We start from the raw sequence: 14,140 nt of genomic DNA on the forward strand, positions 1-14,140 counted from the left end.
ATGGAGCCCGCGTGACCTCTGACATATTCAGCAAGCGTTCGACGCTCGCGATCGCCACCGCCGTCGCGGCCGGAGCGCTGCTCACCGCCGGACTGACCACTGGCGCCTCCGCCCAGCCGGACGAGGGCAACGGGCCGTCCGGCGCTCCCGTCGCCCTCTCGACGTCGGCCCGCGCGGACCTGCTTCGGGACGCGAGCGCCGAGAGAGCGGAGACCGCCGAGAAGATCGGCCTCGGCGCCAAGGAGAAGCTCGTCGTCCGTGACGTCGTCAAGGACGCCGACGGCACCACCCACACCCGCTACGAGCGCACCTACGACGGTCTGCCCGTCCTCGGCGGCGACCTCGTCGTGCACACCGCCAAGAGCGGTGAACTGAAGGGCGTCACCAAGGCGACCGAGGCCGCGGTGAAGGTCGCCTCCACCGACGCGAAGCTCGGCACGTCCTCCGTCGCCAAGTCGGCCGAGTCGACGGCCGCGAAGGCGAAGACCGCCAAGGCCGACGCGCAGTCGCCGCGCAAGGTGATCTGGGCGGCCGAGGGCAAGCCGGTCCTCGCCTACGAGACGGTCGTCACCGGGGTGCAGAAGGACGGCACGCCCAGCAGGCTCCACGTCATCACCGACGCCGCCACCGGCAAGAAGCTGTACCAGTACCAGGCCATTGAGAACGGCACGGGCAACAGCCAGTACAGCGGCAAGGTCACGGTCGGCTCCAAGAAGGTGACGAGCGGCTACGAGCTGACCGACACGGCCCGGGGCAGCCACCGCACCTACGACCTGAAGCACGCGGAGAGCGGCACCGGCAAGCTGTTCAAGGACGCCAACGACGTCTGGGGCAACGGCAAGCCCACCAGTACGCAGACCGCCGCCGTCGACGCCGCCTACGGCGCCCAGCTCACCTGGGACTACTACAAGTCCGTCCACGGCCGCAAGGGCATCAACGGCGACGGCAAGGGCGCGACCTCGCGCGTCCACTTCAGCAACAACTACGTCAACGCCTTCTGGGACGACAGCTGCTTCTGCATGACGTACGGCGACGGCGAGGGCAACAAGAAGCCCCTCACCTCCATCGACGTCGCCGCCCACGAGATGACGCACGGCGTCACCTCGGCCACCGGCAACATGGAGTACTCCGGTGAGTCCGGCGGCCTGAACGAGGCCACCTCGGACATCTTCGCGACCGCCGTGGAGTTCAAGGCCAAGAACCCCAAGGACGTCGGCGACTACCTCATCGGCGAGAAGATCGACATCAACGGCGACGGCAGCCCGCTGCGTTACATGGACAAGCCCTCCAAGGACGGCGGCTCCCTGGACAAGTGGAGCGCGAACGCCGGCAACGTGGACGTCCACTACTCCTCGGGCATCGCCAACCACTTCTTCTACCTGCTGTCCGAGGGCAGCGGCAAGAAGCGGATCAACGGCGTCGACTACAACTCGCCCACCGCCGACGGTTCCAAGGTGCTGGGCATCGGACGCGCCAAGGCCGAGAAGATCTGGTACAAGGCCCTGTCGACGTACTTCACCTCGACCACGAACTACAAGGCGGCCCGCAAGGGCACGCTGAGCGCCGCGAAGGACCTGTACGGCGCGAACTCCACCGAGTACAAGCGCGTGGCCGCCGCCTGGACCGGCGTCAACGTCAAGTAACTCGCAGTCAGTCACGCAAGGCAGGTGAGGGGCGGCGTCCGCAACGGGCGCCGCCCCTGTCGCGGTCCAGCGCGAGCGGCTCCTCGTGCGGCCCCTCGCACATCACCTCGGGGCGTCCTCGGTGAGCGGGTGGGCGGTACGGTGCGGACACGGGCGTCAACCGCGGGCCCGGGTGCACGGTGAACTCCATGGCCAGGGACGGGAGGCAGAAGTGAGTACTCCGGTGCAGGTAATTCTCGTAGTGGTGGCCGTCGCTGTGGTGGTTCTCGCCGGTTGGATGCAGTCGGAGGGTTTCCGGGACTTCCTTCGTCGCAGAAGGGGGCAGTAGCCAGCAGTCGCTGTTGGGACCTGCCGACGTGTCACTTCTCCGGGGAGTTACCCAACCCCTGCCGTTCCCCGGCGACCCGTCCGAGCCTCACTCCTCCGTCACGGGCAGGCACTCGGCGAGCAGGTCGACGACGTCGCGCCAGGCTCGTCGCGCGTGTCGTGGGTGGTAGCCGACGCCGGGCACCGTGGGGTGGTCGACCGGCGGGTGGTGGAAGGCGTGCAGGGCGCCGCCGTAGACCGTGAGGCGCCAGTCGACGCCCGCGGCCTGCATCTCGGCGGTGAACGCGTTCCGTTGCGCGGGCGACATGATCGGGTCTTCCGATCCGACCCCGGCCCACACCGGGCAGCGAATGCGCGCCGCCTCGCCCGGTCGGCCCGTGGTGGTCGCGTTGACTGTCCCGATCGCGCGCAGGCTGACCCCGTCGCGCCCGAGTTCCAGCGCGATGGCGCCCCCGGTGCCGTAGCCGACGGCGGCGATCCGGTCGGGGTCGGTCCGGGGCTCGGTGCGCAGCACGTCGAGCGCCGCGTGGCCGATGCCTCGCATCCGGTCGGGGTCGGCGAGCAGTGGCAGGCAACGGGCCAGCATCTCCTCGGGCTCACCCAGATAGCGCCCGCCGTGCAGGTCGAAGGCCAGCGCCACATATCCCAGCTCGGCGAGAGCATCGGCCCGGCGGCGCTCGACGTCGCCGAGCCCCATGCCCTCCGGTCCGAGCAGCACCGCGGGCCGGCGGCCGGCACCGGCCGGGAGCGCGAGGTGCCCGGTCATCGTCAGACCGTCGGCCGGGTACTCGACCGTACGCGTTGTCATCGTCGCCATGCGACCGGACTGTAATGATCGTCGAGCCCGGTCCGGCCGGTGTTCTGCCGTCGGCAGAGCGGCGCTGGCGCGCGGCGCCAGGCCGCGTCCTTCCCCCCGCCTCTATGAGAGCTCGTGAGACGTAAGGGGGACTGGGGCGTGAGACACCCTCGAACACCCTGCAATAGCCGTTTTGACGGGACAGGGGACGCTCCTGTCCTGATCCTGGGTGCCTCACTGGGTTGCCTTCAACGCCATAGCACGTGATCGGCGGGGCACCGAACTGGCGCAGTGGATGACCCGGGCCCTGGCCGACGGACCGAAGCCGATCCAGTCCTTCGCCGTATTCCTCCAACCCGACTGGGACGCGGTAGCCAACGGACTCAGCCTCCCCTGGAGTTCCAGGGTAGTTGAACGGCAGGTCACACGAATCAAGCTGATCAGGCGCAGGTCATACGGACGAGCATCCTTCTCGCTGCTGCGGACCCTCGTACTCGCCCAGCCGCCATGACGGAACATGCCCTCCAGCCGTCGAGCCGCCCGCAGCTGTAGGCGGTCTCGCCCACAAGATCTGCTGCGCATGACTCGAACACCGACACTCCTACGTGACCGTCACGAAATGTGGGCCACAGCCTTGAACTTCCCCACCCCGCGCTCGGGGTGGGACAGACCTGCTCACCTCGACTCCCCACCGGAAAGCCGCCGATAGGGCGTCGGGCGCATCAGGTGATGTTTGCTGCCCGTCCCGCCCCGGGCGACGGGACCTCGTCCGGTCCTGGCTCGCCCTTCAACGCGGGAGCGGGAGATCCGTCGCCCCCTGCGGCAGGTGCTCCCGGGCGATCCCGGTGTGGAGCGCGAACGGGATGCCCAGGAGCACCATCCGGGCCGGAGTGGTCCAACGGCCTCGGGGATCACTTCGTCAGGGTTTCTCCGGCGTCTTGGCCATGGCCGCGACCAGCGCTGCAACGAGCAGGACGCCCGCCGACCACCAGGCCGCGACGGTGAAGCCGTGCACCATACCCTCTCCCGCCCCCAGGCCCCGGCCTCGGGACGGGTGGGCGTCGGTGTGGCGGGTGGCGGCGGACGACGCGATCGTGTTCAACAGGACGGTGCCCAGGGAGCCGCCGATCTGCTGGAAGGTGGAGACGGTCGCGGACGTCACTCCGGCGTCCTTCGGTGCGACCCCGGCGGTCGCCGTCGCGTAGACCGGCATGAACGTCAGTCCCATGCCCAGGCCGAGCAGCACCAGCGCGGGCAGCACCCCGGTGGTGTAGGCGGAGTTCGTACTCAGGCGGGTCAGGAGCAGCATGCCGACGGCCGCGAGGAGCATGCCGGGGGCCATCAGGGTGCGGGGAGCGGTGTGGGGCAGGAGTCGGGCGGCGATCTGTGTCGCGCCGATGACGATCGTGGCGGACATCGGCAGGAACGCCAGTCCGGTCCGTAGGGGTGAGTAGTCGAGGACGGCCTGGAGGTAGTAGGTCAGGAACAGGAAGGCGCCGAACATGGCGACGGTGGCCAGGCCCATCGTCGCCAGCGCCGCCGCACGGGTTCTGACCCTGACGATGTGCAGCGGCAGCATCGGATGCTTGGCGTGGGACTGCCACCACACGAAGAGGGCGAGCAGGACCACACCGGCCGCGAACAGGGTCAGGACCAACGGGTCCGCCCAGCCGGCGGATTCGGCGTCGCTGGAGCCGTACACGATCGCCACGAGCCCGCCGGAGGCGAGCAGCGCGCCGGGGACGTCGAGGCGCACCCCGCGCCGGCCGGGGCTGTCCTTGAGGAGGGCCGGCGCGCCGCCGAGGGCGGCCAGCGCGATGGGGACGTTGACGTACAGGCACCAGCGCCAGGTCGCGTACTCGGTGAGCAGGCCGCCCACCAGCAGCCCGATGGCGCTGCCGCCCCCGGCGAGCGCGCCGTAGATCCCGAACGCTCTGCCGCGCTCGGCGGGGTCGGTGAACGTCGTCGTCAGCAGTGACAGTGCGGAGGGGGCCAGGACGGCGGCGCAGGCGCCTTGCAGGGCCCGCGCCGCGAACAGCGTCCCGGGGCCGTCGGCCGCGCCGCCGAGCGCGGAGGCGGCGGCGAATCCGACCAGGCCGATCATGAAGGTGCGTTTGCGGCCGACCAGGTCGGCGATCCGGCCGCCGAGGAGGAGCAGGCCGCCGAAGGCCAGGGAGTATGCGGTGATCACCCATTGCCGGTTCGCATCCGACATGCCCAGTCCGCTCTGGACGGAGGGCAGGGCGATGTTCACGATCGTGCCGTCGAGAATCACCATGAGCTGGGCGCCTGCGATGACGGCGAGAGCCCACCACCGCTTCGGATCGGGCAGCTCGGCCGCGTTCGCGGTGGTGTGGGGGACCGGCGTGGGCGCGGTGTCCCCGGGGGAGGACTGCTTGGTCAAGGCGATCACATTCTGTGTCGGAGGTGGAGGAGCAGACGCGCGGTCCTACACCCCGGGACGCGATACAAGGGATCGCGAGAGCAGCGCACACCACCATGAGGTGTCGCTAAGGGGGGAGAGAGTCCTACCGCGCGCCGATCGGGGGCACACGGCCGGGGGCAACTATGGCCGCAACACTCGTTGTCCAGTTCCAGTCCATGTTTCCCACCTCCTCCCGGCCGGGCACGCGATACGCGTCGACGCCGAACGCGCCGACTGGTGCGGCAGGGGTTTCGCCGCACATGACCTCCGACAGAGTAGGTCAGCCAGCCGGGGACGCAAACGGATTTACCCGGCGCCTGGGTACGGGCTCCGCACGCTCCGACAAGCGAAGCTCGCGCCGTGCCCAGCCGAGAAGGCTGCGGCTTCCAAGCCCTGACCGGTGTGCGTCGGCACCCACCTGACCGAGGGCGTGGAGGTGCACCCGTCGCACGGGCGGTACGCGGTGGTGCATGCGAGTGGGGATGACGGCGCGTCAGGACGTCGCCAGCGGGGAGGCCGCACGGCCTGGGGTCGAATCGAGAGGTGACGACATCTCCGAAGTTGTGGGTGCGATTGCCGCTGAGCGCGTTGAGCGGTCTGCTGGCGGGGTTCGCGGCGCTGGCCGTGGCGGAGCTGGTTTCGGCTGCGGTTCGTCCCGAGGCCGGGCCGATCACCGCCGTCGGTGGCGCGGCCATCGACCGCACGCCCACCCCGGTCAAGGACTGGGCGATCCGCCACTTCGGCGAGGACGACAAGCTGGTGCTGCAGCTGGGGATCCTCGGCACCTTGGCGTTGTTGGCCCTGGTGCTGGGCATCGTGGCGCTGCGGTTTCGGCGGGTCGGCGCCGCGGGGGTACTGCTGTTCGGGGTGATCGGCGGGGTCGCCGCCGTGACGCGGCCGGACTCGTCAGGATTCGCCGACGCTCTGCCTTCGGTGGCCGGTGCGGTCGTGGGCGCGGCCCTGCTCTACTTCCTCATCGGGCGGTTGACCGCTTCCGCGCGGCCCGCCCGCGCGGCAGCGGGACCGGACGAGAGGGCCGGGTGGGACCGCCGAGGTTTCGTCATCACCGCAGCCGCGGCCGGTGCCGTGTCGCTCGGCGTGGGTGCGCTGGGCCGCTACCTCAACGGCAACGCTTCGGAGGCGGCGGTCGCATCCCGCACAGCGGTGCGCCTGCCTGCTCCCGCATCACCCGCTACGGCGCTACCGGCCGGAACGCAGCTGAGAGTTCCGGGCATCAGCTCGTTCACGACGTCGAACAAGGCGTTCTACCGTGTCGACACCGCCTTGGTCGTGCCGAAGGTCAACGCGAACACCTGGCGTCTGCGCATCCACGGAAAGGGCGTCGCCCGCCCCATCGACCTGACGTTCGACGATCTGCTGCAACGTGAACTGATCGAGCGTGACATCACGCTGACGTGCGTCTCCAACGAGGTCGGCGGCCCCTACGTCGGCAACGCGCGGTGGCTCGGCGCGCGCCTGTCCGACATCCTCGCCGAAGCCGGCGTACGCCCTCCGTCCAAGGGTGGCCCCGCGGACCAGATCGTGGCACGTTCCGTGGACGGCATGACGCTGGGCACCCCGGTCGAGGCGGTCATGGACGGCCGGGACGCGATGCTGGCCGTGGGAATGAACGGGGAACCCTTGCCGTTCACCCACGGCTTTCCGGTCCGGATGCTCGTTCCGGGCCTCTACGGGTACGTCTCGGCGTGCAAGTGGATCCAGGACATCGAGCTCACGACGTTCGATGACTACGACTCGTACTGGGTCAAGCGGGACTGGGCCCAGAAGGCGCCGATCAAGACGCAGAGCCGCATCGACACCCCCACACCGCTGGCCCGGCTGAAGGCCGGCAGGGTGATGGTCGCCGGGGTGGCCTGGGCCCAGCACCGCGGCATCGACCGGGTCCAGGTGCGTATCGACGAGGGGCCGTGGGAAAACGCCGAGCTCGCCGACGAAGCGAACATCGACACCTGGCGGCAGTGGTCCTATGCCTGGAAGGCGACCTCCGGAAGCCACACCCTGACGGTCCGTGCCACCGAACGCGGCGGGCAGGTGCAGACCGAGAAGCGCACCGGTACGGTCCCTGACGGAGCCAGCGGCTGGCCGTCCGTCGTCGTCACCGTCGACTGACGCAAGTCGGCTGCTGAAGCCGGGTCAGGAAAGGGTCCCGGTGAGGGTCGCGTAGACGACGATGTTGTCGGCGTAGCGTCGTCCCGCCCGGGAGTAGTCGCCTCCGCAGGTGATGAGCCGAAGGCCGGCGTGGTCGAGGTTGCGGTAGACGTCGACCGTGGGGAACCGGTCCTTGGGGTACTGCGCGACACGGTCGACGGTGAACTCCGCGGTCACCCCGTCCGCGCGTCGGACACCGATGGTGTCCCCCGCTTTCAGCTCGGCGAGCTTGAAGAAGACCGAGGGGGTGCCGTTCCATGTCACATGGCCCGCGATGACGGCGGGGCCCCTCGCGCCGGGTGCGGGTCCTGGCGCGTACCAGCCCGCCTTCGCGGGATCGCGGGGCGTCTCCATCGCCTTCTGCGCGTCCAGGCCGAGCCTCTCGAGCGTCGAGGAGACCTTGAGGGAGGGGATCGACACCCGCACGGGATCGGAGGGTGCCAGGGGCCGTCGCGTCTCGCCCGGTCCCGAATCGCCCTTCGGCGGGGGCGCGGTGGCCCGGCTCGATGCTGTCGCCGGGCCACCGCCTGCCTCCGCTCGCCCGGGAGGGGCGGGCTCCTGCCGGCTGCAGCCGACCGCCAGCAGGAGACCACCTACGAGGACCAGGACGAACACGGCGATGGCCGTGCTGACGCGCCGCCGTCGCACACGCTGCGCCGCGTCACCATGCCTGAACCGCCCCGCGTCGTCCATGGACCGCCCCGCCTTCGCACGCCGTGTCATGAGCCCGCCCCGAGTGCCTTCGGGTCAGCCGTTCTCGCGCACCCGCCGGCGGCCAGCCGCGGTGCGACGCACGGCGAAGAGACCGCCGGCAGCCAGCAGAGCGGCCGTGCCACCCGCTATCAGGCCCGGCGACTCCAAGCCCTGCGTACTGCCCGTACCGGTCTCGACGCCGCCGACGGGCATGGAGCCCACGGCCGCCCCCTTGACCATCCCGCAGTCGGCGGGGGCGGTGGCTTCCTGGGGGAGCTTGGGATCGAGCTCGCTCTTGCCCTTGCCGAAGTCGTACGTGCCGTTGTCGTTCGGGTCGATGCCGTGCTGGACCACGTGCAGATCCTTGATGTGCTCGGCCACGTCGGGAGAGACCGTGATCGTGCGCGAGTAGGAAAGGGTGCCGTCCTTCTTCGCGGCCGGCATGCGGTCCACGGCCAGACCGCTCTTCTTCGACGTGTCTCCCCTGGTCGTCAGGGAAATGTTGATGTCCCCGTACGACGGGATCCCTTCGGCGGTCGTGACGATGCCGTCGCCGTTCTTGTCCGCGCTCGCGTCCGGGCAGTGGAAGTCGTGCCCGTCCGTCGAGCCGTGGATGTGCTGAGCGTGCGGCTGACCGGGCACCAGCCCCTTGGCCTCGAGCTTCACGGTCAGTCGTGTGCCGTCCAGGCTGAGCAGAGCGGTGCCCTGTGAGCCGGAGTTGTTCAGCGCTTCGAGGTTGATCTGGTACGTCTGATCGGCAGAGCCGGCTGTCGAGGCTCCGGAGTGGTGTCCGTCGTGGGCGAGCGCGGGTGTCGCCGCGGCCAGGGAGAGCGCCGCGGGCACGGCCAACAACGCTGTCATTCGGGCGGTGCGCTGAGCTGTCACGATCCAGCATCCCCTTCCGGTGACCTCAACTCCTGCTCCATGAGGTCAAGTTCGGTCACTTGTAACCGTCATTCGGAGCAGGGGCGCGTACGGATTGGTCACGTCTGACATTCGACAGCCGTCCCCTCTCCACGGACAGCGAGTCTGGGGCCGCCTTCTCGCACCCGTTCAGCAGCGATGCGATGCCGTCGACTGGACAGCCGTGTGTGTCGACCCGGCCGCGTCGCGGCTGCGGACCGGCACACCGCGCGAGCGGCCGCCCTCACCTGCTTCCGAGACCGCCTATCCGGCCTCGTACAAGACCTTCTGCATCGCCTGCGTTACCGCGTTGCGATGGTTGGTGAAGGCGAGTTCAGCCTCTTGGTGTGGCTCTCCGCCGGTCACGGCGTCCCGGTAGCCGATCAGCAGATGCACGAGCTCACGGGACATTTCCGCCAGGTGCGGCGGTGCCACCAGGTGCAGCTGTATGCGTGCCGGAAACACCTCGTGGTCGGTCAGCGCGTCCTGAGCTCGTCGTGCCTTCTCATCGTCGCCCCTGTCCCGGCCGCAGCGGTGTATCTGCTCCCTGGCCTGTGTCACCGCCGACAAGAACTGGATGCACGAAGCCCGCAGTTCTTCCCGCTGCTGCTGCTTGGCCTCCTTCCCCCACTGCGCTCGCTGCGCCACCAACACCGAGATCACGCTGATGAGTCCACCCAGGGCCGTACTGACCGGCGCGGTCCAATCCATGGCCGGCACTGTGGCACGAACCCAGGCAAGGCTCCAGATCGGTTGAGGCGTGCGCCTGTTCGGCGCGGCGCAGGGCGAGAACGCAGAAATCGGTGCGACGCGGTGCGGGCTGTGGCCTCATGAACGACACCACAGCCCGAAACGATCCCCGAGGGGGCCTACTTGGGCGGCATGAGGACGCTGTCGATGATGTACACCGTCGCGTTGGCCGTCTGGACGTTGCCGCAGACGACCTTGGCCATGTCGTTGACCTTGTAGTTCTCACCCGATCCCTTGGTGGTGAGCTTGCTGCCCTCAAGGGTCTTGAACGAACCCATCGAGAGCTGGCTCGGGGCGGCCTTCTCACCGACCACGTGGTACGTGAGGATCTTGGTGAGCTGTGCCTTGTCGGCGAGGACCTTGTCCAGGTCGGCCTTCGGGATCTTCTTGAAGGCGTCGTTGGAGGGAGCGAAGACCGTGATGTCCTTCGCGTTGTTGAGCGTGTCGACCAGGCCGGCCTTCTTGACGGCGGTCACCAGCGTCGACAGCGCCGGGTTGTGGGACGCCGCCGTGGCTACCGGGTCCTTTGCCATGCCCTTCAGGCTGCCCGCGCCCTCTTTGGGAACCGACGAGCATGCCGGTCCGAAGGGCTTGGCGTCGTCCGCGTGAGCGGCTGGGGCGAGGAGCCCGAGGGATACGGGCAGGGCGATCGCCGCGGCGGAGACAGCGGCAGTGCGGATCATGTTCCGGGTGGTCATGATCAGTTCCTCCTCGGGACGGGGCGAGCCCCCGGAGGAGCTCGTGGGTTGAGGGGCGAGAGAACCCAGACGATGACTCGTCCCCGAAGAGAGTCACGGCGACCGGATCGCCTCTATCACACTGGTAATTCGAGGCGGCCCGGCCAGCGGATTGGCGTGCGCGGTGAAAATTTGTCTTGAATTATCACGTATTGACCGTCTGGCATCGGGGTGCGGCCCGGTGCTCATGCGGGGAAGTCGATCAGACCGACAGGCGGCAGGGTCGGTGATGTGGAGCCGCCCGACGGTTCGAGAGTGATGCCGATACCGGTGGCCCGGCCGAGCGTGCCCTTCATGAGGGTCATCTGATTGCTCCGGTCGCGGTCGAGGAGCCCTGCGGGACGCACGGTGCCGCGGTCGTTGAACCAGAGTGCGTAGACCTTGCCCTTGGGAGGCGCGTCGAGGCCGGAGGCCGTGAAGACCGCGCGATTCCGGCTCGCCGAGGTGACCACGGCGCCACGGGCGCCGCCGGGCAAGGACGCGGCATGCGTCTGCGCGTCACCGGCGGCGAGCACGGATGCCGCCTGATCGACGCTGGTCCGTGCCCGGCTCGCCTGCTCGCGGGCCTGCTGGACTTCCTGATGCTGCCAGGTCGCCACTCCGCCCAAGGCGGCGGCCACCACACAGGCAGCCAGCATGAACCGGCGCAGCCACGGCATCCTCCTGGACCGGACCACTGCTCGTGCCCGACGTCCGGTGCGCGGTGGCTTCTGGCGGACGGTGGGGATCTTGCCGAGGACCGACTGTCTGAGCGCGGGAGGCGGTGTGGCGCTGACCGCGTGGGCCAGCCGGCCGGCCGTGGCCGCGAACTCCGCCACCTCCTGGCGGCACTCCGGGCACAGGGCCAGATGCTCCTCGAACGTCGCCCGCTCATCGGGTTCCAGGGCGTCGAGTGCGTAGGCTCCGGCCAGGGTGTGGGGTTCGACCGTGCTCATGTCGTCACCCCCAGGCAGTCGCGGAGCCGGATCAGGCCGTGGCGTATACAGGTCTTGACGGTGCCCAGTGACGCGGACAGGCGCTCGGCCACTTCGCGGTACGTCAGGCCCTGGTAGTAGGCAAGGATGATCGATTCGCGCTGGATTTCGGTGAGCGTTTCCCGGCAGCGCAGGACGTCTTCGCGTTCCTGACGGGCCTCGGCCTCCGCCGCGGTCACGTCGAACTCCGGCAGCCGGTCGCGCAGCGCGGCGGGTCCTTCACGGGCGGTGGAGGCCACGACCGCGCGGTCGCGGTCCACCGCCCGCCGATGCGCGATGGTGAGTACCCAGTTCATCACTGCTCCCCGTTCCGGCCGGTAGGCGGCGGCGTGACGCCAAACCTCCACCAGCACTTCCTGTGTGACCTCCTCGGACTGCGCCACGTCACGCACCACAGCCCTCACCAATGCGAAGACAGGCCCCGCGACCGACTCATAGAGGTGGCTGAAGGCCCGCTCGTCCCCGTCAGCGACCCGTTTCACCAGTGCGGCAAGATCTGGTGTGTCCTCCGGCTTGCCGCCGATGAACACCACTTGCTTCATATGGGCATCGTGACCGCCCTGAGGAGGATGTACTCAGGGCGGGCATTTGTCGCGGTAGCACCAGTGATTCGTCGCCGATGAGCGTCCGGATTGGTGAAGCCGGAAAAGAGGAGGCGGGAGACTTTTATTTTTGCGCTACGGGGGCGGGTCCGTTGAACGGGGACACGGATCAGTGGGCGCAGGCCCCGAACTCCGCGTGCCGGGCACGTGCGGCGTACGCGTCTTTCGCTGCCTCGCTCTGAGGAGGAGGCGGAGCGAAGTGCTGCCGACGGGCCTCCCTGCGGGCTTCGGCGATCAGTTCGACGAACTCTTCGTCTGTCATCTCCATCACCTGCTTGCTTCACAGGTAATTCGTAGGGCGCGGTACCGCCGGATTGGTCGGCCCGTTCCCCTTCCTGCGGTGATGCGGCGCGGCCGGCACCCAGGGAACCCGCGAGTCGCCCCGGTCCACGCGTAGCCGTCGCCCAAGCGGACGTCTACGCTGGAAAGTGCGCCCTGGCCCCCGGCGGTCCCTGACCGACGGTCGAGGCAGGTGAAGGCAATGGCGTACCGCAGTGCTCCCCAGACGCCTACGAGCGCCACTCAGGCGGACCCAGGCCCTGACAAGCCGCGGGACGCACAGGTGGGGGAGGGCAGACCATTCGATCTGTGCGACCGCCACAGTCAGGCCCTGTACTCCCTGGCGATGCTCCTTTGCCAGGATGCCGACAGTGCCGTCGATGCGGTGGCCACCACGATTGCCGAGGCATCCGCGACCGAGGCCGAAGGAGAAGCGACCGCGGACGACGAGCGCCGGCACCTCGCGGCAGACGTGTGGCGTCGATGCGCTCACGATCGGGTGGGGGCGGCACAGAAGGACGGTGTGTCGCGCCGCCGGGCTCATCCCTTCGCCTGCGACCAGGAACGAGCCTTGTTGGGGCTGGTGCTCTTCGGTTGCCACACCTACCGGCAGGCGGCGGACCTTGTCGGCGTGCAGCCCTCCACGGCAGCGCTGCAGCTCCGCACGATCCTGCGCCGCGAGAACCATCACCGGCTGTAGTGCCTGGAACTCCGCCGCCGCTGGAACTCCGTCGCCGCCCCTCGCTGGACATCCATGGGAGCGCCTTGCGGGACCGGAGCGAAGCGCGGCGCGCTCCGGTCGACGTCAAGCTGCCGCGCGTACTGGCGTACGCGCGGCAGCCCACCCACCGACCGAAGACGTGGACGGCGGGAGCCGGGCCGAGGAGCAGTGTCGCCTCGCGTTCGGCCGAGATCACCGACATCCGCCACGTCTTCGTCGCGAGGGCCCCTCACGAGCCTTCGCCCCGGTGATTCGTCGCCGGACGCTTTCCGGATTGGTCCACGGTCTGCTCCAATCCGTAACCCCTCCAGTGACGAATCCCTTGTGGAGGAGGTAAGCGTCCCTTGTGGAGGAGGCAAGCGCGCCACGACGAGAAGACGAGGGTGCCGTGCCGGAGGTGACGTCCGCGCCAACCGCCGACGCGCACGTCCGACTCTTCTGCCGAACCGGTGACCCCAGCGCCGCTTACGTCCAGACCTCTGCGTGGCAGCCGCCTGCCTGTCGCCCCGCGTACCCATCAGCCGCCCGCGCATCCATCAGCCCTCGGGGGGCAAGGAGGTCACTTCCATGGCCACCATCCACACCCGGCCGAACCTGCTGGGGCACGTGAAGCTCGACGAGCATCTGCCCGTCGACCACCGCCTCAGCCAGATCTACAGGTTCACCGCAGGACTCATGGGCCTCTTTCTGCCGGCCTTCGGAATCCTCGGGCTCATCCATCGCATCGGCTTCCTCGACACCGGCAGCCACACCACCTTCGGACTCAGCACCAACGGAGCCCTGAGCATCCTGTCCATCGCGGCGGGTGCGCTCCTGCTGGCAGCGGCTGTCCGTGGAGGCAACACCGCTTCCGCCCTGACCATGACGTTCGGCATCGCCTTCCTCCTCGCGGGCTTCGTCGGCCTCTTCACCCTGGACGGCCGATACAACATCCTCAACTTCCGCATGCAGAATGTGCTGTTCAGCTTCGCCGTGGGGCTGCTGCTGATGGTCGGGGGGATGTACGGCAGAGTCAGCGGAACCCTGCCCCACGACAACCCCTACTGGCGCTCCCGCCATGAATGACGCCGCATTCTCACGCGCTCATTCCTCCCGCCGGGCCGCCGGGCCGACGACGGGTG

At 69.0% G+C, this 14,140-nt stretch carries 14 protein-coding genes; 5 read left to right on the plus strand and 9 right to left on the minus strand.

Annotation, left to right across the window (positions count from 1 at the left end):
- Positions 1 to 11 precede the first annotated feature (11 nt).
- On the plus strand, positions 12 to 1,643 hold the full coding sequence (locus tag ACZ6B8_RS09635) for a M4 family metallopeptidase (protein WP_471606829.1): 1,632 nt from the start codon (positions 12 to 14) through the stop codon (positions 1,641 to 1,643).
- A gap of 415 nt (positions 1,644 to 2,058) precedes the next feature.
- On the opposite strand, the gene ACZ6B8_RS09640 is transcribed toward ACZ6B8_RS09635, so the two are convergent.
- Entirely contained in the window at positions 2,059 to 2,787 is a 729-nt protein-coding gene (locus ACZ6B8_RS09640; RefSeq protein ID WP_471078197.1) for a dienelactone hydrolase family protein, read from the minus strand.
- Between the two features lie 208 nt (positions 2,788 to 2,995).
- Between ACZ6B8_RS09640 and ACZ6B8_RS09645 the strand changes: the two genes are divergently transcribed.
- The gene (locus tag ACZ6B8_RS09645) at positions 2,996 to 3,277 is read left to right on the plus strand and encodes a transposase (protein WP_471606830.1); all 282 of its coding nucleotides are present in this window, start codon (positions 2,996 to 2,998) and stop codon (positions 3,275 to 3,277) included.
- Positions 3,278 to 3,685: 408 nt separating this feature from the next.
- Here the strand turns inward: ACZ6B8_RS09645 and ACZ6B8_RS09650 are convergent, their stop codons facing one another.
- Positions 3,686 to 5,044, minus strand: a complete 1,359-nt coding sequence (locus ACZ6B8_RS09650; RefSeq protein ID WP_471607182.1) for an MFS transporter — start codon at positions 5,042 to 5,044, stop codon at positions 3,686 to 3,688.
- A 690-nt stretch (positions 5,045 to 5,734) separates the two neighbouring features.
- Between ACZ6B8_RS09650 and ACZ6B8_RS09655 the strand changes: the two genes are divergently transcribed.
- Positions 5,735 to 7,321, plus strand: coding sequence for a molybdopterin-dependent oxidoreductase (locus tag ACZ6B8_RS09655; RefSeq protein ID WP_471606831.1), 1,587 nt, complete (start codon positions 5,735 to 5,737; stop codon positions 7,319 to 7,321).
- Positions 7,322 to 7,345: 24 nt separating this feature from the next.
- Here the strand turns inward: ACZ6B8_RS09655 and ACZ6B8_RS09660 are convergent, their stop codons facing one another.
- The 7 genes from ACZ6B8_RS09660 to ACZ6B8_RS09690 all read right to left on the minus strand — a co-directional run bounded on the left by ACZ6B8_RS09660 (position 7,346) and on the right by ACZ6B8_RS09690 (position 12,281).
- The gene (locus ACZ6B8_RS09660; protein WP_471606832.1) at positions 7,346 to 8,083 is read right to left on the minus strand and encodes a class F sortase; all 738 of its coding nucleotides are present in this window, start codon (positions 8,081 to 8,083) and stop codon (positions 7,346 to 7,348) included.
- Between the two features lie 24 nt (positions 8,084 to 8,107).
- Positions 8,108 to 8,938, minus strand: coding sequence for a hypothetical protein (locus ACZ6B8_RS09665; protein ID WP_471078209.1), 831 nt, complete (start codon positions 8,936 to 8,938; stop codon positions 8,108 to 8,110).
- Between the two features lie 282 nt (positions 8,939 to 9,220).
- Entirely contained in the window at positions 9,221 to 9,667 is a 447-nt protein-coding gene (locus ACZ6B8_RS09670; protein ID WP_471606833.1) for a hypothetical protein, read from the minus strand.
- Positions 9,668 to 9,825: 158 nt separating this feature from the next.
- Entirely contained in the window at positions 9,826 to 10,404 is a 579-nt protein-coding gene (locus tag ACZ6B8_RS09675; RefSeq protein ID WP_471606834.1) for a fasciclin domain-containing protein, read from the minus strand.
- A 224-nt stretch (positions 10,405 to 10,628) separates the two neighbouring features.
- Complete coding sequence (locus tag ACZ6B8_RS09680) at positions 10,629 to 11,378, minus strand: anti-sigma factor (protein ID WP_471606835.1); 750 nt, start codon at positions 11,376 to 11,378, stop codon at positions 10,629 to 10,631.
- Positions 11,375 to 11,959: an ECF RNA polymerase sigma factor SigK gene (sigK, locus tag ACZ6B8_RS09685; RefSeq protein WP_471606836.1), complete on the minus strand. Its 585-nt coding sequence runs from the start codon at positions 11,957 to 11,959 to the stop codon at positions 11,375 to 11,377. The genes ACZ6B8_RS09680 and sigK overlap by 4 nt, the downstream gene beginning before the upstream one ends.
- Positions 11,960 to 12,128: 169 nt before the next feature.
- The gene (locus tag ACZ6B8_RS09690) at positions 12,129 to 12,281 is read right to left on the minus strand and encodes a hypothetical protein (protein ID WP_471606837.1); all 153 of its coding nucleotides are present in this window, start codon (positions 12,279 to 12,281) and stop codon (positions 12,129 to 12,131) included.
- 363 nt (positions 12,282 to 12,644) lie between these two features.
- On the opposite strand from ACZ6B8_RS09690, the gene ACZ6B8_RS09695 reads away from it, so the two are divergent.
- A complete protein-coding gene (locus tag ACZ6B8_RS09695; RefSeq protein ID WP_471606838.1) occupies positions 12,645 to 12,998 on the plus strand; it encodes a hypothetical protein in 354 nt (117 codons plus the stop codon).
- Positions 12,999 to 13,586: 588 nt separating this feature from the next.
- Positions 13,587 to 14,084, plus strand: a complete 498-nt coding sequence (locus ACZ6B8_RS09700; protein WP_471078232.1) for a DUF4383 domain-containing protein — start codon at positions 13,587 to 13,589, stop codon at positions 14,082 to 14,084.
- Positions 14,085 to 14,140: the final 56 nt, after the last annotated feature.

The sequence above is a fragment of the Streptomyces sp. NPDC041122 genome, assembly GCF_055592445.1.